Here is a 23,143-nt window from a genome sequence, read left to right as displayed (position 1 = left end):
ATGCAAAATCAACTGCTGATTAATGGTGAACTGACGACCGGCGAAGGCGAAAAGCAGCCGGTATATAACCCCGCTACGGGAGAGGTACTGCTGGAGGTCGCGGAGGCATCCGTTGGGCAAGTCGATGCCGCTGTTCTGGCCGCAGACCGCGCGTTTGGGGCATGGGGGCAGACCACTCCAAAAGTGCGTTCTGAGTGTCTGCTGAAACTGGCTGACGCGATTGAAGCGCATGCTGAAGCGTTCGCTCAACTGGAATCACTGAATTGCGGCAAGCCGCTGCATTGCGTGCTGGGGGATGAAATCCCGGCCGTCGTGGATGTATTCCGCTTCTTTGCCGGGGCGGCGCGAACCCTGAATGGTCTGGCTGCCGGGGAATATCTGGATGCTCATACCTCCATGATCCGCCGTGATCCGGTCGGGGTCGTCGCATCCATTGCACCCTGGAACTATCCACTGATGATGGCGGCCTGGAAGCTCGCACCGGCGCTGGCAGCCGGTAACTGTGTGGTGATTAAGCCTTCAGAGATCACACCGCTGACGGCGCTGAAGCTGGCTGAACTGGCGAAAGATATCTTCCCGGCAGGCGTTCTGAACGTCCTGTTCGGGCGAGGAAAAACGGTCGGCGACCCGTTGACCGGACATGAAAAAGTGCGCATGGTTTCGCTCACGGGGTCGATTGCGACCGGGGAACACATTATCGCTCACACGGCATCATCCATTAAGCGCACCCACATGGAGCTGGGGGGCAAAGCACCGGTGATTGTTTTTAATGATGCAGACCTGGATGCCGTTGTTGAGGGCGTGCGAACCTTTGGTTTTTACAACGCCGGACAAGACTGCACCGCAGCGTGTCGTATCTATGCCCAAAAGGGCATTTACGCCGCACTGGTGGAGAAACTTGGTGCAGCAGTTTCCACCCTGAAAATGGGCGCGCCAGAGGATGAATCAACCGAGCTGGGGCCGCTCAGTTCGGCTGCTCATCTGTCGCGCGTGTGCAAAGCGGTGGATGATGCAAAGGCACTCAGCCACATCCGCGTGGTGACGGGCGGCAGTAAAAGAGAGGGGGCGGGATACTATTTCCAGCCAACACTGCTGGCTGGTGCAAAACACGAAGACGCGATTGTTCAGCGTGAGGTCTTTGGCCCTGTGGTCAGCGTCACGGCCTTCGATGATGAAGCGCAAGTCCTCGCCTGGGCCAATGACTCGCAATATGGCCTGGCCTCGTCGGTCTGGACAAATGATGTGGGTCGCGCGCATCGCCTTAGCGCACGTTTGCAGTATGGTTGTACCTGGGTGAATACCCACTTTATGCTGGTCAGCGAAATGCCTCACGGTGGGATGAAGCTGTCAGGCTACGGCAAAGATATGTCGGTGTACGGGCTTGAGGATTATACGGTTGTTCGCCACGTAATGATCAAACATTAAGCACTTACGCCCGGCAGTCTGTACTGCCGGGCTCGCTTTCTACCAGCCGCAAACCTCGTGTTCATTTTCCGTATCGTAAGCGCGTACGGTGTTCACAAGCTCTTTTACCACTTCAGCGGCAACATCCGGAATCAATAGCTCCATCGGGGCTTGTGTCTCGTAGTCCACCGACACACCGTTGCTATTATTGGTGACGGTCACGGTGTACGTTGCTTTGCCCATGATGTTACTCCTTATGCGTGTTGACCACTCTACCGATGCCAGCACCGCTGAGTGTGACTGCCGGGTCGGCAAAAAAGTCGATGTTAAAATAGGTATCGTCGGTCAATAGCTCAATGCGATGCCATTTTTGCGGCGGTGAAATACCGAATGAGCCCGCTTCGATAACCTGTTCAAGATCGGGTTCGGTTGCGTCGCCATCGGCAAAGCCAAAGTAACGCACAGCCCCTTGCATCACGGATAATCGGCCATAAACGCCTGCTTTTGTATTGTGATGAGTGAAGAGGGCTTTTGGCGCGGTTTCTTTATTCCAGAATGGGGTCGCGCGGGTGTGAACAAAATTCTCAGGAATACGCAGCATACAATTTTCCTTTTTAATATCAGTCAGTCAAAGAGATCTCAGCACGTCCGGCTCAACAAAAAAATCGATATTGAACACCGTGTCTTTGGTCATTACTTCAATGTGATGCCATTTCTCCGGTGGGAACACACCGAAATGACCTGCTTTGATGATGAGCTCGTGTTCTGGCTCTGGCGTGGATTCATCGGCGTAACCTAAATAGCGAACTGCCCCCTGCGCCACGCTCAGACGAGGGTAAACGCCAGGGCGTGTTCCCTTGTCGAGATGGCGCTGGAAAATACCAGCAGGGGCGGTCTCTTTGTTCCAGAACGGTGTGGAACGGGTATGAATACAACTCTGCGGAATGCGTAGCATAATGCCTCCCTTAAAAACCCTGTCTTATTAAACTGCTTTCCAGGAGCGAGGATTTGTCAAAAAGTGCATTTATAATGCATGTTATCAGGAAAGATAATCTCGGCTTATCCGGAGTTGTAACAATAGATACCTACTTGTTATTATCCTTGTTATTTAAGTGGTTATTATGTAATGAAAAAACTTGATCTGTATCAACATATGTCGCATATTGCGCGCGGTTATTTTTTACAGATTGGGTGAGCAAGGTGACGCTGTATCAAAAAATGTTGGTTTTCTACGTAATCATGGCGTCAATCTGCGCGTTAATTACCTGGTTCCTGTCTAAAGATCGTAAACGTATTCGCCTCCTGAGCGCTTTCCTGGTAGGGTCCACCTGGCCCATGAGTTTCCCGGTCGCATTGTTGATATCGCTTTTCTGAAGCCCGATTCCGCTTTTACAAGAGAGTCGTAGCATTTCATTACTGATAACTGTATAAATAAACAGTGCATCACAAATGGAGTGCCTATGAACAGTTTTTACTCGCAACATGCGGACTGCGTGGTTCGCTGGCAAGATCTTCCCGGACATGGCGATCCCATCGTGTTTATTCACGGCCTTGGGTGTGCCTCTTCCTATGAATATCCTCGTGTTGTCTGCGACCCGAATTTTGGTACGCGCAGAGCCCTTCTCATTGATTTGCCTGGCAGCGGCTACAGCGACAAACCTGAGCATTACCGCTATCGCACAAGCGATCAGGCGCGGGTTGTTGTTGAATGGCTTAATCACCTGGGCATCGAGACTTTCTGGCTGTATGGACACAGTATGGGCGGCAGCATTGCGATAGAGACTGCGGTATTAATGCAGGATCGCATCAAGGGATTAATGGTTTCAGAGCCTAATTTCCACGCAGGCGGGGGAATGTTTAGTCGATCTATTGCCAAACAAACTGAACATCAGTTCGTTGAACACGGGTATCACGCTTTGCTCTCAGCGGAAAAAACACCCTGGGCAGGGTGTCTGCAAAACTCAGCCCCCTATGCGGTATGGCGAGGTTCGACCAGCCTGGTTGCGGGTGTCAGCCCCGACTGGTCAGCTCAATTTTTATCACTATCCTGCCCGGTGACGCTCATTTTTGGTGAACTTTCATTACCCGATGCGGATGTTGATGCCCTTCAGGCTCAGGGTGTTGACGTTAAGATCCTGCCCAATGCCGGACATTCCATGTCGTGGGAAACACCGTCGGCACTGGCGAAAGCCATAGCCACCAGTGTAAGTATGACGGAAGAATAACAGCCCGCACTCAGGCGGGCTGCTACGGTGTATTACCGCAATATTGCCTGTAAAGCTTGCCGGGCGGCAGGCTGTACATCGTGAGGGTGCTGGTAATCAATGTTCTCAATTGCCCGGCTGTAGAGGGCAACCAGCCAGTCGTAAACATAAGCCGTGGCGGCATGAACCGGTTGTTCGCCAAGGCGTACCAGGCGTGGCGTCGTGCTGTTTACTACCGGAGTGACGAAAATAGCCTGGCCTTTACGAACACGGCTTGCCGGACGTTGCGCAGCAGGCGTCTGTTCGTATCCCAGCCAACCAACGAAATTCCCCATCACGGCATGTAACTGTGCAGCACTGCTCTTGTCCGTCTCGACAATACCCTGGAGTTGCTGAGGCAGATTCAGGCGATAGCTGCTTATGACCAGAACGTCAGCTATCTGCTGCAATACCCCAGGCTCAAGACCTAAGCGGGCAGCTGCGGCCTCGTTGCGACTCCACTGCCGCAGGTGATTGATCCAGACTTTGTGCGCCAGTCGCGCTTTGTCCTTCGTCTGGAACTGACCGCTGTTGTCCTGAGTCTGTTCGGCGAAGAGGTCAATGACATCCGTGAACAGGCCATTAACCTGTTCTTCCCGGGGTTGCTGTACCGCTAACAGTGTTTCAAATGCGCTTAACGGTGGCAAAATCCCATCGAGCAACTCACCGTGACGTGCCGCACTGCTTTGCAGCATACGCACCATGCTTTCAGCCTGAGCACGGCGGATACCAGGTTCCAGCGTCACCGGCGCAAGATAACTGTGCATTAGTGCCGACAGTTCATGCTGCAACAGTGTTTTTAGGGTATGCAGCCGGGTCTGACGTTGGGAACTGAGCGTTGCCTGAGACAACCATTCCACTACACGCTGCATGCTGTGGCTATCCAGCGCCTGTAATGTGCCCCAGCGCTGGCCTGGTTTACCCAGCAGGTGCTGGACCGCCTCATCAAGGTTTTGTTTCGTGGTAAAACGTGCGTCATGCGGAGTAATAGCCCAGACCAGTCCCGGCAAGGCGGAGTCTGCCGTAGGCTGCGTTTCTTTAACCCAGTTCAGGAGAACTTTTGCCGTTTTTGCCGTGTGCTCGTGCTGTGCGGTTGCATTGCAAATAACCAGCACATCTGGCTGAAGCTGCTGGCGATAATGTTCGAGCAACCACTGGCACTTAGCCTGAGTCAGCAGAGGAGCGCTTTGATCAGAGAAGGCCGGAATATCAATAATATCAACGTTATCCAGTACACATCCCTCTACGGGCAGCACCAGTTCACGGGTCAGGAATGCGAGAGTATCGACGGGAATACTGATGGCATTCAACATCTCTCCGTTGCTCAGTGGGTGAAGCAACGCTTCCTGTGCTTCAGAAGAGGCGAATGCACCGTGCGTGAGGAAGCCTTCGCTCGGCAGACCAAAGTTATCAACGAGCAGGCTAAGTGGTGCGGCAAGCACCTGAGCATGACTGGTCTGGTTCAGAACATGGGCCAGTTTTAGCCACTGCTGAGTTAACTCTTGTTGTTCACCCCACAGAAGTGACCACACGCTGGCGCGCGTGCTTAAATCCAGCGAGGGGACCAGCAGGGCGAACTGATGCCAGAGAGCATCATCAATTTGCTGTTTCGCACCTGGGACTGTGCTTTGCCAGAAGCGCGCAATGGCGCCCACTTCCTCTGACGTCATCCCCGGAACACCTTGCGGTTGACGCAATGCGCGCCATTTCTCAAGACGGGTTTCAATGACCGATTTATCCACCGGACGGATCTGCGGGTGGAGGGCCGTTCGGGCGATAAACAACTGTACCAGTTCAGCTTCTGTAACCAGGCTCAGACGTAACGGAAATGCTTCATCGGCAACGTCGTGGTTTTCCCGGGTGAAACGGATCGCCATATTGGTCAGGGCATGCCCCGGATTGATATGCGAGAAATAGTCAAATGTGCGCTGGCCTGGGGCAACATTCAGGCGGGCATTGCCGCTGCCACAGAGGGATGTCAACAAATGCGCTTTTGCCGCCTGGGAATGGCCATACAGGCCAATACTGGCAGGTCGGGCAAGTGCCGCGTTTATGGCGTGCTCGCGCGCTTGAACCGCATTCAACCGGGCCAGAAGTGCATCCGCATCGTTGTCCAGAATCGGGGCGTTCAGGCGCGTCTCATTAATCCACCCGATTAAGGCCTGAGTGGTGGTGGTCGTCGCTGTCATTTCAGGTATACGCTCCCGCTGTCGATCCAGTAGTGGCTGCCGCTGTGTCGGCGATCGGCCAGGGTATTCAGTTTAAATGTCAATGCATCAGCCGAAACAGGCGTGCCATCCTGAAGCCATGCATCGCTCAATTCGAACGATTCAGGGCCTTCCTGTTTCGTCCCGCCGCGCAATTTAAGGCGAACGTTCAGCACTCCGTCACCGGCGATGGTTTTTGCCAGTTCAGCAGAGTTGATGCTCAGCGTATAGAGCGGCGTGGCAGGCCAGCGTGAATTTTCCAGTTGGCGGAAACCGAGCGTCACGTTGCCACGCAGAGGGAAGTGCAGGCGGGCATCCAGTTTTGCGCCGGGTTTATCGAGGTCGATATCCTGATACCAGACGTTCTCTTCACGCAAGGTATTTACCGTGTTATCCAGTACCCCCAGATAACGCACGGTGGAGTACGCCCCAATATCAGCAGCTTTAAAATTAAACCGTGGCAGACGCAAGTCGAGCGCCAGGCTGCACAGCATGGCCCCGACGGCTGCGGTGGATTTCGGGTTTCCGATGCGACCTTGCTGGCTGAACGGATACCATTCGTGAACCTGATATTTATCCAGCCAGACAATGCGGTTGACCGGAACCGGTTGCAGGTGGCGGATCAGTGCCTGTACGCCGGGTAAACATCCCGGACGGCCGGTGATCAGCAGAATATCGCAACTGTAGTGGGAGATAGCCTCGCACACTGCATGAAGCGGGGCTGCCAGCGTGAACTGACCTGCCAGCATGGCATCCTGCATTTCACGGAAGCTGATGTGCAGCGGCACGGCAAAGAGATCGAATGCGGCTGATCCCGCCGGCAGGGCGTGGTCGATTGCCTGCTGCAAATAGTTCATCACGTTGCGGGTGGGTTTCTGGCGCAGTAAATCACCAAAGGTGGCATGCAACCCGGCAACAGGATCGTCAATATCGCTGGATTCCCAGGCCGCCAGAATCGCGTGACCGATCGGCATAAAGAGCTGAAGCGCCGTTTGCTGACGTAACACCGCCTGGGTATCAATACGCCCTGAATCCCCGAACAGCGAAGCCATCAGCAGAGAGGCATCAGCGATCCCGGATTTTTGTAACTGGGTTTGCAGGGCAGGCAGCACGTAACGCTGGATAACATCCAGCAGTGTGTCATCCCCAGCAACTTTAAAACCTTCACGGAAGAGAAGCTGTGGCGTAATTTTGACGTTATTGCCGGAACCGTCATCCAGTTGGTAGTGAGTGATCGCCATGTCCGTTGTCCCGCCGCCAATGTCGATAGACGCAACGCGCAGGCAACGACCCGGGTTTACCCCCGGTTCAGGCTCGCGATCCGGTCGGGCGAGTGAGGTAAAGAACGCCTCCGTCTGACCACCAAAATGGGAGATCGCCTCGTTGTACAGCCACACCAGTTGACCGCAACTGGCTTCGTCCCACTCCATCTGAATTTCAGGGACCGGAATCACGCTTTTTTCTTGCTGCTTCCGGCTGGCAAAATCCTCGTCCTGAGGATGCCATCCCATTGCTTTCCAGACGATAGCGATCGCTTCGAACATACGGCGGCGGAAGATTTCGCGCTCTTGTTTTGGCATTGCCGAGGGCAGCGTCAGGATCAGGGTTCGCAACTGGCGCGGAGAGGCCGGGAAGCCCAGACGTAAACGCGTTGCGACGCTGTTAATCTGCCCCAGTGCCTGTGCCAGTAGCTCGCAGAGCATATGGGTCATCAGCGTACTACGGCTGTATTGCGGCGAAAAGACGGGCAGACGTTCATCCTGTGGCAACGTGAAGAGCGGTTCGCCGTCATCATTCATCAGGTTCATCAGCGGGAACGCGGTTGCAAGAGGCTCTCGCTGGGTTTTGCTGTTCATCTGGCTGAAGCGCCAGTCCTGTACAACAGGCGTTTCATCCCATAAATAACGACGAGGACTTGAGATCCCGCTGTTACCCTCTGTCCCCAGGCGCTGCATCGCCAGTTTGCGGGCTTCATCGCCAACACGAACGATTGACGGCCAGACAAAGGCATCCTCCCGGCCACTTTCAACCGAGAAGTGTTGCTTGCCGAAACGCGCTTCCGAGAACTCCAGGCGGCTGGTGAAGAGCGGTTCGTTGAGAAACTGAGGTTCGCTTAACGAACGAACCTGAAGCTCGGCGGTCTGGCGCAGACCGTCGTTTGCATCACCATGATCTTCAATAATCACGCCGCAGGTATGGGTGTTACCGACGTCGAGGATCAGGTCTACCGGAATCGCCGGCGTGCTAAGCGTATGGGTCACAAACTTGACTTCAGGCACGGTGATTTGTTCACCGAGCATGGTCAGCAGATTGAGCCAGTGGGCCTGGTACTCAAAGCTCCGCATTGCTTGCTGAAGGTCACGATCCGAACGATTTTCAACGTTGGTTGCAAACTGACTGAATGCTTCGCGCAGCCAGCCGTCTATCCAGGTTTGATCAAGGAAACTCTCTACCTCTTCATCACCCCAGGCAAGCGCAAAACGGGTTCCGTTCAGAATGTCGTTTTCAACAGGCGAGAGGGCTGATGTAGCATGCCCGGCAATCTGGCTGTCGAGCGCGAAGGTGACCCGGTGCGTATTTCCGGCACTGTCAGGGGTTTCCAGTTTACGTACCTGAACGCGCGCCCAGTTGTCTGGTCCATCAACGAAGGTTCTTGGCGGGTTAAAACGCAGGAAAGGAACGGGAAGCCAGACACCATCCAGCACAGTTAATGACTGAAGTAACGGGATAGTGCTTTCAGGTTTAACCACTTCCGGCTGACCGCCGCCAGAGACGGGCAGAGTATAGCGCCCATTCACCAGATCATAATCCAGGCGCAGCAGCGGACCGTTCGCCGTTTTACGCACGAAGCGTCCATTGCTGGCGGTGTCCTGTGGCGTCAGGCCAAAATCCAGAAATTGCACGCCGCTATTTGCAATGAGCGTAACACTTTGTTTGTAGTCGCAAAGATTTACCAGCATAGGGTCACGCACCTACTTTTTTGAACGTCAATGAAACGACGGTTTTGGCATCATAACGGGCGCTGCATTCCGCCACGTCACTGGTTCCGGCTTTGCAGGCAATCTCAGGCATAGGGTAGCGAGAACCGTCAGTGCAACGTGCATTACCGCGACTTTTGATCATCAGTTCGCCATTGCTGTGTAACCCGGAGAAAATCTCTGTGCGGCAAACGACGTTATCGCCATGAACGACACGAGCGATACCTTTGTTGTTCTGGATCTGGTAACGCAGTGACGGCGGTTTGCCTGTCACCGGGTCTTTCACATCCAGAATTGCGCGCCAGTTACCGTTCAGGAACCGGGTCGAACCGGCTTTCACCTGGCTGGCATCCATCACCATCACATCTTTCGGGATCGCCGCAATAACTACAGGCTCGGCGACAGGAGCGGGTGCTGGTTCTTTGGTTTTCGTGGCCAGAACTTCTGCCTGATGCAGCGGGAGATTCATCGCCAGCGGTTCAACAGGCTGAACAGGTTTTGGCGCAATAGCCACAGGTGCAAGAACGGGCGCTGGTTCAGGTTCGGATGACGGCGCAGGTTTTGGCCACAGCAGTGGCGCAGCAACCGCCGCGACGATCACAGCGGCTACCGGCAGGGACCACAGAGGAACGCGACGTTTTTTACGCACAGGTTCAGAAACAGGAACTGACACCGCTTCGACGACGGGCGGAATAATCACCGGTGTGGGTTCAGGTTCGTACAACTCGTCAGGTGTAATACGAACGACCGTCGCCGGGGCAATCAGCGGTTCATCAGCCTGTTCAAAGGTAATGACTGGCGTAGGTTCTGGCTCCGGATCTTCGATCTGAACGGGTTCTGGTTCCGGGATAAGTGATTCGCGCAGGCATTCGAGAACATCATCACGTGCATTCTCGTTGAGATTCACAAATCCCCAAAAGGTGATGACCGGTTTGCCATCAACCAGAAACAGGAAATTTTCACCGGGGAACTGAAAAGCTTTGGAGAGCAGGGAGCCAAAAAGCTGCTGTGCGGTTTTAGGCGACTGGAGGCACTTTTTACTCAGCGACTCTACGCTTGCAAGCGTATTTTCCAGATAGCGCAACGCACGAAAACGTTCATCTTCGTCGGCGGTTTTCCAGCTGGAGACCGCACCGTCTACAGGCGAATACCAGTCGACACGATCGCCACCATCGTTAACTTGAGGAATGGCCAGACAATCGACAATCGTCTGCTGTTTGCGTAAGCGGAGTGCTTCACGGATCTGCAATGCTGATTCAAAAACGGCTTGTCCGCCGCCGCCAACGGCCTGAAAGTCATCCAGATTACCGCTGCGTAAAAGAGTTTTTGCCACGATTTGGTCCCATATACTTCTTCACCTCTCTACTTTACCGAAATAGAAAAGCAACCAAACGGGTGATGAGACGGCAAAAGCGGCGATTTCTTGCAGCATAGATCGTCGCAGTTATGCTTGACGAATAAGGGGACTTAAGGCAAATCAATTTTTCAGGCACTGATTGCAAAACCAGCGAAATACACTGCTTTAGAATAACCTGATAGTGTTTCGTTATTTGCCAGTCCATCGGGGCTGTGCTGTTATTACTGTTCTATATAATAAAACCGAAAGGGTTATAACCATGTCTACAGGGAAAACGCTGCTCGCTCTCGCGCTGAGCACTCTTTTACCGGCAAGTGCTGCGTGGGCGGCAAACAACGATACGATTATTTATTGCTCCGAAGCCTCACCGGAATCGTTCAATCCGCAAATTGCCAGTTCTGGCCCGTCATTTGTTGCCAGCTCTCAGGTTTTGTACAATCGCCTGATTAATTTTGATCCAGTGAAAAATACGCCAGTTCCATCCCTGGCAGAGTCGTGGACCATCTCCCCGGATGGCAAGACCTATACCTTTACCCTGCGAAAAGGGGTGAAATTCAATAGCAATAAATATTTCAAACCGACCCGTGATTTCAATGCGGATGACGTGATTTTCTCCGTCATGCGTCAGAAAGACCCTAAACACCCGTATCACAATGTGTCCCAGGGCAATTACGAATACTTTAATGACGTCGGTCTGGATAAGCTGATTCAGGATGTCAAAAAGATCGACGATTACCACGTTCAGTTTGTGCTGAGTGAACCGAATGCCGCGTTCCTGGCCGACTGGGGGATGGATTTTGCCTCTATTTTGTCTGCTGAATACGCGGATGTGATGCTGAAAAAAGGCACGCCAGAGAACGTTGATACCTGGCCAATCGGGACCGGACCTTACGTGCTTCAGCAGTACAAAGTTGACTCGCTGATCCGCTATGCAGCTAACCCGAATTACTGGGATGGCGAAGTGCCGACCAAACACCTGATCTTCTCCATCACCCCTAATGTTGAAACCCGCCTGGCGAAACTGCAGACCAATGAATGTCAGATCATTCCTGCGCCGTCACCGGTACAGTTCGATGTGATCAAAAACAACAAAGACCTGACATTGCATTCAGTGGATGCGCTCAACGTGGGGTATCTGGCCTTTAACACCGAGAAGAAACCGTTTGATAATGTGCTGGTACGCCAGGCGTTGAACTATGCCACGGATAAAAAAGCGATTGTGAATGCCGTGTTTATGGGGTCCGGTACGGTAGCAAAATCACCGATTCCACCGAATATGCTCGGCTATAACAAAGACCTCAAAGACTACAGCTACGATCCTGAAAAGGCGAAAGCGCTGCTGAAACAAGCTGGTCTTGAGCAGGGGGCTGAAGTCACGTTGTGGTCAATGCCGGTCCAGCGTCCGTATAACCCGAATTCACGCCGCATTGCGGAGATGATCCAAAGCGACTGGGCGAAAGTGGGCATTAAGGCCAAAATTGTCTCTTACGAGTGGGGGGAATATCTCTCCGGCATGCGTAAAGGCGAACACGATTCTGCGCTCTTTGGCTGGATGTCAGATAACGGCGACCCGGATAACTTTGCCGATGTACTGCTGGGCTGCAACAGTATCAAAACCGGATCCAATGCCGCGCGCTGGTGCGACAAAGGTTATGATGGCCTGGTGCAGAAAGCGAAACTGACCAGCAATCCGGCTGAGCGTGCGAAGTTGTACAGCCAGGCGCAGGACATTTTCTATCAGCAAGCACCGTGGATTGCGCTGGCGAACGGAAAAACCTTCTACGCGACCCGTAGTAATGTGACGGGCTACAGCGTAAGCCTGATGGGCAGTGATTTCTCGAAAGCAAAACTGAACTAAGTGAATGACGCGCCGGGTGAGTGACTGTGTCTGACCCGGCGCTAAACATCGCATCACCCGACATTTGAAAAGGAGTGACAATGTCACATTTAGATGAAATCATCGCGCGTGTCGATGCTGCGCTCGAAGAGAGCGTGATCACGCATATGAATGAACTGCTGATCGCCCTGAGCGATGATGCAGAGCTGAGCCGCGAAGAGCGTTTTACGCAGCAACAGCGTCTGCGTACCGCGATTGCGCATCACGGTAAGCAGCATAAAGAAGAGATGGAGGCGCGCCACGAGCAGCTCACCAAAGGCGGCACGATCCTTTAAGCGTCAGAACTGGCGTCGGGCGACCAGCCAGGCGCCAACAACCAGCATGACTGCGCCACAAACCGGGCCGATCAGCGCCCGCAGTGGAATGCCATGACTTTTCAGTACATCCATCACCAGACCACCAATCAACTGGCTAGCCACCAGCACGGCAATTGTGGTTGCTGCGCCGACGTTTTGATATCCACTAATGCTGGCAAAAACAAAAAATGACCCTAACAGACCTGGGATCAGCGTCCACCATCGTACCGTCGAAGCCAGTTCAGTAAACCCGGCAACGCCTTGCTTAAACAGCAATATACTAACGAACAATACAATCCCGACCAGCGAGTTCAGCAGCATAGCGATAAGGATTGTGGACGAAGACTGGGTAATACGCACCATCAGCGTGTTTTGCACCACCAGACCAATCCCGGCGGCCACCAGAAAAGCGAGCGTCAGCGATTGATTCATGAGATCGCATCCGGGTCGCTGCGTTCATCTAGCTGTAGCTGCATAAAGGTCAAATCCAGCCAGCGCCCAAATTTTGTCCCTACCTGTGGCATTTGCCCGGTCGTGACAAAACCGAGTGTCTCATGCAAATGGATCGACGCATGGTTTTGCGCCTCAATGCCAGCCACCATGACATGCTTGCCAATCGTGCGGGCTTCGATGATCAGAGCTTTCATCAGGACCCGGCCTACTCCTTTCCCCTGGTGGTCTGGGTGGACATACACCGAGTGCTCAACCGTATGGCGAAAACCGTCGAAAGCACGCCAGTCCCCGAATGAGGCATATCCCGTCACGACGTCATTTTCTTCACTGACCAGAACCGGATAACCCGCAAGAGTACGCGCTTCAAACCACGCAATGCGGTTGTCGGTATCGACGGTTTTGTCGTTCCAGATAGCTGCCGTATGCAATACCGCGTGGTTATATATTTCACCGATGGTGGCGCAATCTTCTTTACAGGCATGACGGATTATCATGATTGAACCTCTGAATGTATTGTTCACTATAGTAATACAATTATGTCACAATATTACACGCAGGTATTAGTGCAACGCTACGGCATAAGCCATATTTTTTTGTTATGAAAACAGCATTGAAATGGTGTGCATACACTATAGTATGACGGCATGAACACTATTACAGACAATATGAATCAACGGATTAGCGCCCGAATTCGCATTGAACGCGAGTCGCGCGGATGGTCGCTGAGCGAGCTTGCCGATCGGGCTGGCGTGTCGCGCGCCATGATCCATAAGATTGAACGAGGGGATAGCAGCCCAACGGCGACGCTACTTGCGCGCTTGTCCGGTGCTTTTGGTATCAGCATGTCGATGCTGATCGCCAGAGCCGAAATGCAGGAGGGCAAACTGTTGCGTCAGGCCAATCAGCCTGTCTGGCGCGATCCCCAGACGCATTATCTTCGTCGCCATGTTTCTCCGCGTACCGATCTCCCTATTGATCTTGTCCAGGTCGAACTGCCTGCAGGCAGTGACGTGCCGATGCCTGCGTCTTCATATGCGCTGGCACGGCAACTTATCTGGCTGCAGTCCGGGGAACTGGTGTTCCAGGAGGGGGAGACCCGGCATGAGATGAAGGCTGGGGATTGCCTTGAACTGGGGCCGCCGAACGATTGCCGGTTTATCAATGAAACCGATGAAACCTGTGTTTATCTGGTCGTGCGGCTTAATCAATCTGGCTCGTAATGGTAATGCGGTCAGGAAGATAATGAGCCAGGCTCTTATGACATTTGCACGATAAGGAGCGATTTATGAGTCATTCTGCAACGCAAAACCGTCGCTGGGTTCTGGCTTCGCGCCCGCATGGCGCACCGGTGGCTGAAAATTTCCGACTGGAAGAACAACCGATCCCTGAGCTCACCGAGGGGCAGGTTCTGCTCCGAACCATCTGGTTATCGCTGGACCCGTATATGCGAGGCCGGATGAGCGATGCGCCGTCCTATTCGCCGCCAGTGGAAATTGGTGCAGTGATGGTGGGGGGAACGGTCAGTCGTGTCGAACATTCTCGCCATCCGGATTATAAACCTGGTGAATGGGTATTAGGCTATAGCGGCTGGCAAGAGTACGACGTGTCGGAGGGGAACGGGCTGGTTAAGCTTGGCGATAACCCTGAACATCCGTCATGGGCGCTGGGCATTTTAGGGATGCCGGGCTTTACCGCTTATATGGGGTTACTGGATATCGGGCAACCGAAAGCTGGTGAGACGCTGGTGGTCGCGGCCGCTACCGGCCCGGTTGGCGCAACGGTGGGGCAAATTGGCAAAATTAAAGGCTGCCGGGTAATCGGTGTGGCCGGTGGTGAAGAGAAATGTCGGTATGCCGTTGAGGTGTTGGGATTTGATCAGTGTCTGGATCACCACGCCGTTGATTTCGCGGCTCAACTGGCAAATGCCTGCCCGGACGGAATTGACGTCTATTATGAAAATGTGGGCGGCAAAGTGTTTGATGCTGTACTGCCGTTACTCAATACCTCGGCGCGAGTACCGCTCTGTGGCCTGGTCAGTGGTTATAACGCCACCGGGTTGCCGGAAGGTCCGGATCGTTTACCGTTGTTAATGGCGACGCTTCTGAAAAAACGCATTCGGATGCAGGGATTCATCATCGGGCAGGACTATGGTCATCGCATCGGCGAATTCCAGGCTGAAATGGGACGTTGGGTCACCGAGGGTAAAATCCACTATCGTGAACAGGTTACAGACGGACTTGAAAATGCACCGCAGGCATTGATTGGCCTTCTCGAAGGGAAAAACTTCGGCAAAGTGGCGATTCGCGTCGCACAGGATCACAAATAAAATCGATTATGGCGGGAATACCCGCCATATTTATTTGTGAAGATACGATATATTGTCTTTAATTAAATCAGCATAGCCTCAAGTGCCATCAGAATTGGTGAGCCAGGCATGTATAAAATTTATCATTTGTTGTATTTACTTTTTTGTGCAGTTCCCAATACCAGGCATGCAGATACAGGATATATCAAACCGACGTCGTTTTTTATACCGACGCCGAAAATAGCGTTTTGCTTTAGCTACGGGAATTGAACATGCTTGATTTGGATCATTTAGAAAAAGCGCAGCGAATCAGTCTTACTATGCAAGTTGAGGTCAGCCTGAAAGGGGCATTAATTACCGGCTCACTAAAACCAGGGGCAAGGCTGATTACCAAAGAGATTGCCGATAAATTAGGAACCAGTATCACCCCCGTCAGGGAGGCATTACTGCGTCTGGTATCGGCGGGGGCGTTGAACGCGACACCAGCCCAGGCCTTTCTTGTGCCTGAGGTGACACTGGATCGTTATAACGAAATTAATGCGATCAGAAAACAGCTTGAACCCATGGCGGTTGCTGCGGCATGTGTGCAAATGTCTGACAGCAAATTGAATGCACTGCGGGAACTCTCGGATGCTTTCCATGAGGCAATGCGTAACGGGAATGTGCAGCAGGCATTACACGCCAACCGGGTTTTCCGCTTTACGCTCTATCAATATGCGGAAATGCCGACGCTTAGCGCATTAATTGAACAGCTCTGGGTGCGTATTGGCCCATGCATTAACTATCTGCATGAAGAGCTGAACGATATCACCTCATCCCCTTATCATTATGCGGATTTGCTTTCTGCCCTCGAACGAAGGGATGTGGACGCGTGCCAAAAAGCGATTGATAAACTGATTGATGAAGCTAATGTACTTTTACAAAGGCAATATTTCAGTTAGGGGATTATTTAGTAAGGACGACATTTTTTAAATTTAAACTTTCATCTCATGAATAATTTCCTGGTGGCACTGTGTCACCGGGAACGTTATTTCATTTTCTGACTGATAAGACCAGCCCCGCTATGAAATAACGCTCCATCCTGCCGATAACGGGATAAGGCATAGTTGCCTTTTAAGGAGCCCAGGATGTTTAGTCTTAGCCAACGATTACGAAATATAAAAATGAGCAGAAAGCTTTCAGCAGGTTTTGGCGTGGTATTGCTGCTGGTAGCGATTTCGACCACCATGAGTGTGCTGCGCTTTAAAGAGATCCGCGACGTCTATCAACAAACCAATCTTATCTACAACATTAATATTGAAGTCTTTCAGGCCAAGATCAACCGCCTGAAGTACCTCTATACCAGTGATGAAAAATCGGGTCAGTTGCTGGCGAGCTATGTGAAACACGCAGCAGAGTTGGCGTCGGAAGCGAAAAAACTTGGCTGGACAACAAAAGAAGCGGCAATTGTCGATGCGATTGGCGGACATCTGGCTCGTTTCGACAGCAGTGTGGCAGAAATGCAAACTGCGATGAATGCGGTCAATGCCAATAAAGACGATTCAGCGGCAGCACAGGCACTGAAAGTCGCTGAGGATAAGGTCAAATCAGCCGGGGATGATAGCAGTGCTGCCATCAGAGAGATCATTGTGCTGGTGAAAGCCCATAATGACGCGCTGGCTTACAGCTCAAGTACGATCACAGCGATCGTGGGCATTGTGGCGATTCTGTTTGGGGTCCTGGTGTCATGGTGGGTGACCCGGCAGATCACTCGTCCGGTGAAACATAACCTGCTACTGGCGGAACGCATCGCCAGCGGCGATCTGAGTTCGGATATCCGCCCTCAGGGTGATGATGAGTTAGGGAAGCTAACCGGGGCCATGGGGCGGATGAACGACAAACTGCGCGCAATGATCGGTGAAGTGCGCAGTAGTGTGACTCAGGTATCTCAGGCTGCGAGCGATATCGCAGAAGGAAATACCGATCTCTCCTCACGAACCGAACAACAGGCGGCTGCCGTTGTGGAAACGGCTGCCAGCATGGAAGAGTTAACGGCGACAGTGAAAAATAACGCCGATAACGCTCGTCATGCCAGCAAACTGGCGGCAGAAGCATCGCAAACCGCCACCCACGGTGGACGCGTGATGCGCGACGTTGTCAGTACTATGAGTGATATCAATTCCAGCTCGCAGAAAATTGCCGACATCACCGCAGTCATTAACAGCATTGCTTTCCAGACTAATATTCTGGCGTTGAACGCGGCAGTCGAAGCGGCTCGTGCCGGTGAGCAGGGACGGGGTTTCGCCGTCGTGGCAAGTGAAGTGCGCAGCCTGTCGCAGCGCAGTTCGCAAGCGGCCAGGGATATCGAACAGCTGATCAGCGAATCGGTTTCCCGTATCACGACAGGCAGCGATCTGGTAGTGAAAGCGGGTCAGACGATGGAGCAGGTGGTGGAATCGGTGACGCGTGTGAATGACATCATGGGGGAGATCTCATCAGCCTCTGAGGAGCAGAGTCGCGGGATAGAACAGATTTCTCGTGCGGTCATGGAACTGGATACGACGACACAGCAGAATGCATCGTTGGTGGGGGCCTCCTCAACAGCGGCAGGGGCGCTGGAAGATCAGGCGCGTCTGTTGCAGGACCTTGTCGCGGCGTTCCGCCTGGAACATCACGCGCAAGTGGCATAAAAATATTCCCGGCAGCGCGCGGCTGCCGGGTTGTTTCTTACTCGAAACGATATGAAACGCTCATGCCCACGCCATAGTTGCGGCCTGGAGCCGGCTCGTAATAACGCCCGTTTGACTCATTTACGATAACCGATCCGACATATTCACGATCAAACAGGTTGTCGACTCGCCCGAAGACGTCCATTCCCCAGTTGCCGTAATTGAATTTATAACCGGTATTCAGCCCCACGGTCGTGTACGACGGCGCTTTTGCCGTGTTCTCGTCGTCGGCCATGATATCACTCATGTAGCGAACATCCGTTCCGGCATACCAGCCCTCTTCAGGCTGCCAGCCAAACGAAGCATATCCCATATTACGGGCGATGCCTGGCATACGGTTACCATTGCAGTCAGCGTCACTGCACACGTTGGTTCTGTAGGTGGCATCCAGGTAGGTCCATGCCATTTTCAGCTTCCAGTTGTCAGCAAACTGCTGATCGACTGAGACTTCAGCACCCTGGCGACGTGTTTCCCCGGCATTTTTATAGCTTGTACGGCCGCCGGAACTGGCGTCAACCACGATCTCGTCGTCCGTATCGGTACGGAACAGCGCCGCGGTCAGCAGACCATTTCCTATACGGGTTTTGCTGCCCACTTCATAGGTATTGTTGGTGGATGGCTTCAGGCCTATATTCAGCCCACCCTGGTTATCAGCGCGGTAAGAGAGTTCATTGATGGTAGGGGTTTCAAAACCGCGTCCCGCGGCGGCATACAGATTCCAGCTATCGGTCACCGCATACTTCACCGACCCCGCCGGAAGCCATTTGTGGTAACTCGCGTCACCGCTGTCATCACCATTGCCTGGGGTGACATAATGATCGTTGGAATCAAACCACACGGAGCTATAGCGAACGCCTGCATCCACCGACAGTTTTTGTGTCAACTGCCAGCTGGTTTGCAGATAGGGATCGACGTTCCACATCAGGTTACGTTCACTACGGCGTTTTTCCCCTTTTACGCCATAATCGGGTACGCCGTTATCCATCACAAAGTTCTGATAACCGCGACGGTCTTCGCTCATATTTTCATAGTTAAGCCCGGTGGTGAACGTCACTGGAACCAGGAGCTCACCGCGATGCGTCCAGCGGGTATCAATCCCCTGATAGTGGCGCTGCATGTCAATCACGCCGCCGGAATGGCTGGCTTTAAGCTGTGGCTGATACGGAATCGACTGGTATTGCGTCATTTCACGCTCACCGGCGTACATCATTACGCTGAGATCGTCCTGGGCGCTCAACTGGCGCTCATAACGCAGACCGGCCTGCGTTTGTTTAATCGTTTTACGCGTGTTGTATTGTTCTCCGCGCGGAGACTGGCGCGGATTGTTCCGCCACTCCTGATAGTCCAGCCCGCCAGGATCATTGGCTTTCATGTCCACGCTGTTAAAAATCAGGCTCAGTTTGCTGGCATCATCGATACGCACGCCCAGTTTGGCGTTGGCGAGGTTTTTACGCGCACCGCTATGGTCACGATAACCTTTCGTCGTCAGGCGGGTCGTTGAAACGGTGTAATCCACGTCCCCTGGGTGCGTGCCATCTCCCAGTGCGCCTGTCGCTTTCATCCCGTAGCGCCAGGTTCCGTAACTGCCGTAATAGCTGCTGGCCTCAAGGGTTGGCGGCTGTTTTCCGGTCTGAGTGTTGATATTAATGACACCGCCGGATGCGTTACCGTACAGGGAAGAGAAGGGGCCGCGTAAGACTTCAACGCTCTCGACGCTTGAGAGATCAATGTTAGAGGTCTGGCCTTGCCCATCAGGCATGGTGGCCGGAATACCATCCACATACATACGAATACCGCGCACACCAAAAGTTGAACGTGCACCGAATCCGCGCATTGAGAGTTGCAGATCCTGGGCATAGTTTTGGCGGTTCTGAATTTGCAGGCCTGGGACGCTTCCGAGTGATTCTGAGAGGTTAATGCGCGGCATTGCCTGGCGCATATCGTCGCCATTCACGACGCTGACCGCCGCAGGAGTGTCCAGCTCCGATACGGTCTGTGGTGCGGCGCTGACGATCATGGTTTGTTCTTCTGCTGCCGTCACCGTCAGAGGGGAGAGAATGGCAGGAACCAACAACAAGGGAAGCGTTGCCTTACTGGCAGAAATGATTTTCATGAAATAAACCGGTTAAGGATAAGAAACGAACCAAATGGAACATGTGCATACATGTTAAATCTTTTGTAAATGTTTTGAAAACTATAACCGCACATTGCGTTAATGTAAGTCTCGGCGGGAAAGAAATACTCCACATTTAACAGATTAATGATTACTATTCTCATTAATACAACGGTAAAGCCATGACTTTACCTGCAGGAAGCGATGTCAGCAGTACACCCCTCTTATAAAAAGGAATTGTTATGTCTTTACGTCATCTGTGCTCGCCGCGTCTGCGGAGTTCTCTGCTGTTAGGATCATTACTGTTCGCCGGAACCTTCCAGGTTCAGGCCGCAGAAGACATGCTGCGTAAAGCGGTAGGCAAAGGCGCTTATGAAATGGCCCTCAGCCAACAGGAGAATGCGCTGTGGGTTGCGACGTCGCAAAGCCGTAAAACCGATAAAGGCGGTATTGTTTATCGCCTGGATCCGGTCACGCTGGATGTCACACAAGCGATTCATAACGATCTGAAGCCGTTTGGCGCAACCATTAACAATGCCACGCAGACACTGTGGTTCGGGAATACCACCAGCAGCACCGTGACGGCTATTGATGCGAAGACGGGTGACGTGAAAGGACGTCTGGTGTTGGACGATCGTCAACGTAGCGAAACGGTCAAACCGCTACAGCCGCGTCAACTGGTGGCGGATGACACCACCAATACCGTCTATATCTCCGGGATCGGCAAAGAGAGCGTGATTTGGGTTATTGATGGCGCAACGCTGAAGCTGAAAGACACCATTGCCAATACCGGGACGTTCAGCACCGGGCTGGCCCTGGATGCACAGGCTAAACGTCTGTATACCACCAATGCGGATGGTGAACTGCTGACCATTGATACAGCAACGAACAAGATACTGAGCCGCAAAAAAGTTCAGGACGACGGAAAAGAGCATTTCTATCTGAACCTGAGCCTCGACACGGACGGACAGCGGGCATTCCTGACCGATTCAAAACAGCCGGAAGTGCTGGTTGTGAGCCTGAAAGATGGCAAGGTACTTGAGAAGATCGCCGCGCCAGAATCGCTGGCGGTGCTGTTTAACCCAACCCGCAATGAAGTCTATGTGACGCACCGTGAAGCCGGTAAGGTGAGCGTCATTGACGCGAAAAGCTATAAAGTGACCAAAACCTTTGATACGCCGGTGCACCCGAACAGCCTTGCGCTTTCGGCCGATGGCAAGACGCTGTATGTGACGGTGAAACAGAAATCCAGCCGTCAGCAGGAAGCGACTCTGCCGGATGATGTGATTCGTATTACGCTGTAAAAACGCGATAAGCGATAAAAGAAAAGGGAAGGCATTTGCCTTCCCTTTTTTAATGATTAACGTGAGGTCTCTTCAATCAGTGACGCGTCGCGTTTTTCATCGTCCGGGTGAACCGGCGCAGTGCTCTGAATTTCCTGAACGCGCTTACGCACGCCAAACCAGCCAGCTACCAACAGTACGGCCAACAGTGGGATGGTCGCAATGGTGTAAGTCCCGTTCGGGTAGTCAAACGCCATCAGGACCAGCACGCTGAACAGGAACAGCAGCGTTAACCACGAGGTGAACGGTGCGCCAGGTAATTTAAAGCGCACATCCTCTGCTTTACCTTCTTTGATCGCCTGACGCAGACGCATCTGGCAGACCACGATGAAGGCCCAGGAGGCGATAATGCCCAACGCCGCCACGTTCAGTACAATCTCAAAGACCTGAGACGGAACCAGATAGTTCAGGAACACACCGAACACATAGATGACGAGTGTCGCGAGGATGCCAGCGTAAGGGACCTGTTGCTTGCTCATCTTCGACATGAACTTAGGCGCAGAACCGCCCATCGACATGGAGCGCAGAATACGGCCCGTTGAGTAGAGACCGGAGTTAAGGCTGGACAGCGCAGCCGTCAGAACCACGATGTTCATCACACTGCCCACGTACGGTACGCCCAGTTTGGAGAAGAAGGTCACGAACGGACTTTGACCTGCCTGATAGGCATTCCATGGCAGCAACAGAACCAGCAACACAACGGAGCCAACATAGAACAGGCCGATACGCCAGATCACACTGTTGATGGCTTTCGGAACCATGGTCTGCGGATCTTTGCATTCGCCCGCCGCTGTACCGACCAGTTCAATAGAGGCAAAGGCAAAGACCACACCCTGAACCAGCACCAGGGCAGGCATCAGGCCATGCGGGAAGAATCCGCCGTTGTCGGTTATCAGGTGGAAGCCGGTGGCATTTCCATCGAGCGGCTTACCGCTGCCAAGGAATATCGTGCCGACCACCAGGAACACAACAATCGCCAGCACTTTAACCAAGGCAAACCAGAACTCCATCTCGGCGAACCATTTCACGCCGATCATGTTCATGGTCCCGACAATGGCCAGTGCGCCCAGGGCGAATACCCACTGTGGCACATCGCCAAATGCACCCCAATAGTGCATATACAGAGCGACCGCGGTGATATCAACGATTCCGGTCATGGCCCAGTTGACGAAGTACATCCAGCCGGCAACGTAGGCTGCTTTTTCGCCGAGAAACTCACGGGCATAGGAGACAAAACTGCCGCTGGAAGGGCGATGCAAAACCAGTTCGCCAAGCGCCCGAAGAATGAAGAAGGAGAAGATCCCGCACACCAGATAAACCAGGGCGAGAGCAGGGCCTGCCATTTGCAGACGTGCGCCTGCACCTAAAAACAGACCTGTACCAATTGCGCCACCGATGGCGATCATCTGTACCTGACGGTTACCCATCGCTTTGTGATAGCCCTCTTCATGAGAGTTCAACCAGCGACGTTTCGCAGCATGATGTTCTGCTGCGCTTTTATTGCTTGTTTTCATTGAGTTACCTGTTTGCCTGTCTGAACCATTTTTGTGATAGTCGTCTCTGGCAGAAGTCGAAACAAACGATTGCCTCTGCACAGACACATGTTGCCTTTCCAGTCATTCTGCGTATGGATAAGGCAAAACATGGCGAAGCATCCTACCCGCAATTGATAAGCGACGCAAAATATAACCGGGACGAAAGTGATGCGTGTCGAAGGAAATTGTGTGGTCAGAGCTGATGGGGATCACAACGCGCTGAATCGTGGCCAGTTTTTAGACAAACTCGCCATGCAGTTGCTGCTTTAATCATCAGTGTGGCTTGATAATTACACAATGTTAT

20 protein-coding genes are annotated in these 23,143 nt (G+C 52.9%); 10 read left to right on the top strand and 10 right to left on the bottom strand.

What is annotated here, in order from left to right:
* A complete protein-coding gene (gene patD, locus HV346_RS11670; RefSeq protein WP_181623643.1) occupies positions 1-1,425 on the top strand; it encodes an aminobutyraldehyde dehydrogenase in 1,425 nt (474 codons plus the stop codon).
* 39 nt (positions 1,426-1,464) lie between these two features.
* Here patD and HV346_RS11665 read toward each other — a convergent pair whose 3' ends face one another.
* From HV346_RS11665 to HV346_RS11655, 3 genes are read right to left on the bottom strand one after another with little or no spacing between them, the layout of a single operon-like run.
* Positions 1,465-1,647 (bottom strand): DUF1869 domain-containing protein, encoded by a 183-nt coding sequence (locus HV346_RS11665; protein WP_181623642.1) that lies wholly within the window; start codon positions 1,645-1,647, stop codon positions 1,465-1,467.
* Between the two features lie 4 nt (positions 1,648-1,651).
* Complete coding sequence (locus tag HV346_RS11660; protein WP_181623641.1) at positions 1,652-2,005, bottom strand: DUF1971 domain-containing protein; 354 nt, start codon at positions 2,003-2,005, stop codon at positions 1,652-1,654.
* 27 nt (positions 2,006-2,032) lie between these two features.
* Positions 2,033-2,359, bottom strand: a complete 327-nt coding sequence (locus HV346_RS11655) for a DUF1971 domain-containing protein (protein WP_181623640.1) — start codon at positions 2,357-2,359, stop codon at positions 2,033-2,035.
* A 245-nt stretch (positions 2,360-2,604) separates the two neighbouring features.
* On the opposite strand from HV346_RS11655, the gene HV346_RS11650 reads away from it, so the two are divergent.
* Together HV346_RS11650 and HV346_RS11645 are read left to right on the top strand one after the other, a co-directional pair.
* Positions 2,605-2,778 (top strand): GhoT/OrtT family toxin, encoded by a 174-nt coding sequence (locus HV346_RS11650; protein WP_181623639.1) that lies wholly within the window; start codon positions 2,605-2,607, stop codon positions 2,776-2,778.
* Between the two features lie 86 nt (positions 2,779-2,864).
* Entirely contained in the window at positions 2,865-3,629 is a 765-nt protein-coding gene (locus HV346_RS11645; RefSeq protein ID WP_181623638.1) for an alpha/beta hydrolase, read from the top strand.
* A 32-nt stretch (positions 3,630-3,661) separates the two neighbouring features.
* On the opposite strand, the gene HV346_RS11640 is transcribed toward HV346_RS11645, so the two are convergent.
* Genes HV346_RS11640 through HV346_RS11630 form a run of 3 tightly spaced genes read right to left on the bottom strand, consistent with a single transcriptional unit; the run spans position 3,662 to position 10,165 of the window.
* Complete coding sequence (locus tag HV346_RS11640) at positions 3,662-5,836, bottom strand: virulence factor SrfC family protein (protein ID WP_181623637.1); 2,175 nt, start codon at positions 5,834-5,836, stop codon at positions 3,662-3,664.
* Positions 5,833-8,814: a virulence factor SrfB gene (locus HV346_RS11635; RefSeq protein ID WP_181623636.1), complete on the bottom strand. Its 2,982-nt coding sequence runs from the start codon at positions 8,812-8,814 to the stop codon at positions 5,833-5,835. The genes HV346_RS11640 and HV346_RS11635 overlap by 4 nt, the downstream gene beginning before the upstream one ends.
* A gap of 4 nt (positions 8,815-8,818) precedes the next feature.
* Entirely contained in the window at positions 8,819-10,165 is a 1,347-nt protein-coding gene (locus tag HV346_RS11630) for an SrfA family protein (protein WP_181623635.1), read from the bottom strand.
* A gap of 283 nt (positions 10,166-10,448) precedes the next feature.
* Here HV346_RS11630 and HV346_RS11625 point away from each other — a divergent pair, with 283 nt between their 5' ends.
* Positions 10,449-12,047 (top strand): ABC transporter substrate-binding protein, encoded by a 1,599-nt coding sequence (locus HV346_RS11625; RefSeq protein ID WP_181623634.1) that lies wholly within the window; start codon positions 10,449-10,451, stop codon positions 12,045-12,047.
* A gap of 80 nt (positions 12,048-12,127) precedes the next feature.
* On the top strand, positions 12,128-12,361 hold the full coding sequence (locus tag HV346_RS11620) for a YdcY family protein (RefSeq protein WP_181623633.1): 234 nt from the start codon (positions 12,128-12,130) through the stop codon (positions 12,359-12,361).
* 3 nt (positions 12,362-12,364) lie between these two features.
* Here HV346_RS11620 and HV346_RS11615 read toward each other — a convergent pair whose 3' ends face one another.
* Positions 12,365-12,814 carry a DMT family transporter gene (locus HV346_RS11615; RefSeq protein ID WP_181623632.1) on the bottom strand — a complete coding sequence of 150 codons (450 nt, stop codon included), beginning with the start codon at positions 12,812-12,814 and terminating at the stop codon, positions 12,365-12,367.
* Positions 12,811-13,329 (bottom strand): GNAT family N-acetyltransferase, encoded by a 519-nt coding sequence (locus tag HV346_RS11610; protein WP_181623631.1) that lies wholly within the window; start codon positions 13,327-13,329, stop codon positions 12,811-12,813. Before HV346_RS11610 ends, HV346_RS11615 begins: the two co-directional genes overlap by 4 nt.
* A 150-nt stretch (positions 13,330-13,479) precedes the next feature.
* Between HV346_RS11610 and HV346_RS11605 the strand changes: the two genes are divergently transcribed.
* The 4 genes from HV346_RS11605 (at position 13,480) to HV346_RS11590 (ending at position 17,809) form a co-directional block, all read left to right on the top strand.
* On the top strand, positions 13,480-14,055 hold the full coding sequence (locus HV346_RS11605; protein ID WP_181623630.1) for an XRE family transcriptional regulator: 576 nt from the start codon (positions 13,480-13,482) through the stop codon (positions 14,053-14,055).
* 65 nt (positions 14,056-14,120) lie between these two features.
* Positions 14,121-15,161 (top strand): NADP-dependent oxidoreductase, encoded by a 1,041-nt coding sequence (locus tag HV346_RS11600; protein WP_181623629.1) that lies wholly within the window; start codon positions 14,121-14,123, stop codon positions 15,159-15,161.
* Between the two features lie 251 nt (positions 15,162-15,412).
* A complete protein-coding gene (locus HV346_RS11595; protein WP_181623628.1) occupies positions 15,413-16,081 on the top strand; it encodes a GntR family transcriptional regulator in 669 nt (222 codons plus the stop codon).
* 186 nt (positions 16,082-16,267) lie between these two features.
* Positions 16,268-17,809 (top strand): methyl-accepting chemotaxis protein, encoded by a 1,542-nt coding sequence (locus HV346_RS11590; protein WP_181623627.1) that lies wholly within the window; start codon positions 16,268-16,270, stop codon positions 17,807-17,809.
* Positions 17,810-17,846: 37 nt separating this feature from the next.
* On the opposite strand, the gene pqqU is transcribed toward HV346_RS11590, so the two are convergent.
* Entirely contained in the window at positions 17,847-19,961 is a 2,115-nt protein-coding gene (gene pqqU / locus HV346_RS11585) for a TonB-dependent receptor PqqU (RefSeq protein ID WP_181623626.1), read from the bottom strand.
* Between the two features lie 242 nt (positions 19,962-20,203).
* Here pqqU and HV346_RS11580 point away from each other — a divergent pair, with 242 nt between their 5' ends.
* Complete coding sequence (locus HV346_RS11580) at positions 20,204-21,265, top strand: YncE family protein (RefSeq protein WP_181623625.1); 1,062 nt, start codon at positions 20,204-20,206, stop codon at positions 21,263-21,265.
* Positions 21,266-21,321: 56 nt separating this feature from the next.
* Here the strand turns inward: HV346_RS11580 and ansP are convergent, their stop codons facing one another.
* Entirely contained in the window at positions 21,322-22,818 is a 1,497-nt protein-coding gene (gene ansP / locus HV346_RS11575; RefSeq protein WP_181623624.1) for an L-asparagine permease, read from the bottom strand.
* Positions 22,819-23,143: the final 325 nt, after the last annotated feature.

This window comes from Enterobacter sp. RHBSTW-00994 (genome assembly GCF_013782625.1).
In the GTDB taxonomy this organism is placed as follows: Bacteria; Pseudomonadota; Gammaproteobacteria; order Enterobacterales; family Enterobacteriaceae; genus Enterobacter.
Note: the sequence above shows the minus strand (reverse complement) of the source record. Positions and strands in the feature narration are given on the sequence as shown.

Coding starts and splice junctions, on each gene's coding strand:
- patD (WP_181623643.1), top strand. CDS start 1: ATGCAAAATCAACTGCTGATTAATGGTGAACTGACGACCGGCGAAGGC.
- HV346_RS11665 (WP_181623642.1), bottom strand. CDS start 1,647: ATGGGCAAAGCAACGTACACCGTGACCGTCACCAATAATAGCAACGGT.
- HV346_RS11660 (WP_181623641.1), bottom strand. CDS start 2,005: ATGCTGCGTATTCCTGAGAATTTTGTTCACACCCGCGCGACCCCATTC.
- HV346_RS11655 (WP_181623640.1), bottom strand. CDS start 2,359: ATGCTACGCATTCCGCAGAGTTGTATTCATACCCGTTCCACACCGTTC.
- HV346_RS11645 (WP_181623638.1), top strand. CDS start 2,865: ATGAACAGTTTTTACTCGCAACATGCGGACTGCGTGGTTCGCTGGCAA.
- HV346_RS11640 (WP_181623637.1), bottom strand. CDS start 5,836: ATGACAGCGACGACCACCACCACTCAGGCCTTAATCGGGTGGATTAAT.
- HV346_RS11635 (WP_181623636.1), bottom strand. CDS start 8,814: ATGCTGGTAAATCTTTGCGACTACAAACAAAGTGTTACGCTCATTGCA.
- HV346_RS11625 (WP_181623634.1), top strand. CDS start 10,449: ATGTCTACAGGGAAAACGCTGCTCGCTCTCGCGCTGAGCACTCTTTTA.
- HV346_RS11620 (WP_181623633.1), top strand. CDS start 12,128: ATGTCACATTTAGATGAAATCATCGCGCGTGTCGATGCTGCGCTCGAA.
- HV346_RS11615 (WP_181623632.1), bottom strand. CDS start 12,814: ATGAATCAATCGCTGACGCTCGCTTTTCTGGTGGCCGCCGGGATTGGT.
- HV346_RS11610 (WP_181623631.1), bottom strand. CDS start 13,329: ATGATAATCCGTCATGCCTGTAAAGAAGATTGCGCCACCATCGGTGAA.
- HV346_RS11605 (WP_181623630.1), top strand. CDS start 13,480: ATGAACACTATTACAGACAATATGAATCAACGGATTAGCGCCCGAATT.
- HV346_RS11600 (WP_181623629.1), top strand. CDS start 14,121: ATGAGTCATTCTGCAACGCAAAACCGTCGCTGGGTTCTGGCTTCGCGC.
- HV346_RS11595 (WP_181623628.1), top strand. CDS start 15,413: ATGCTTGATTTGGATCATTTAGAAAAAGCGCAGCGAATCAGTCTTACT.
- HV346_RS11590 (WP_181623627.1), top strand. CDS start 16,268: ATGTTTAGTCTTAGCCAACGATTACGAAATATAAAAATGAGCAGAAAG.
- pqqU (WP_181623626.1), bottom strand. CDS start 19,961: ATGAAAATCATTTCTGCCAGTAAGGCAACGCTTCCCTTGTTGTTGGTT.
- HV346_RS11580 (WP_181623625.1), top strand. CDS start 20,204: ATGTCTTTACGTCATCTGTGCTCGCCGCGTCTGCGGAGTTCTCTGCTG.
- ansP (WP_181623624.1), bottom strand. CDS start 22,818: ATGAAAACAAGCAATAAAAGCGCAGCAGAACATCATGCTGCGAAACGT.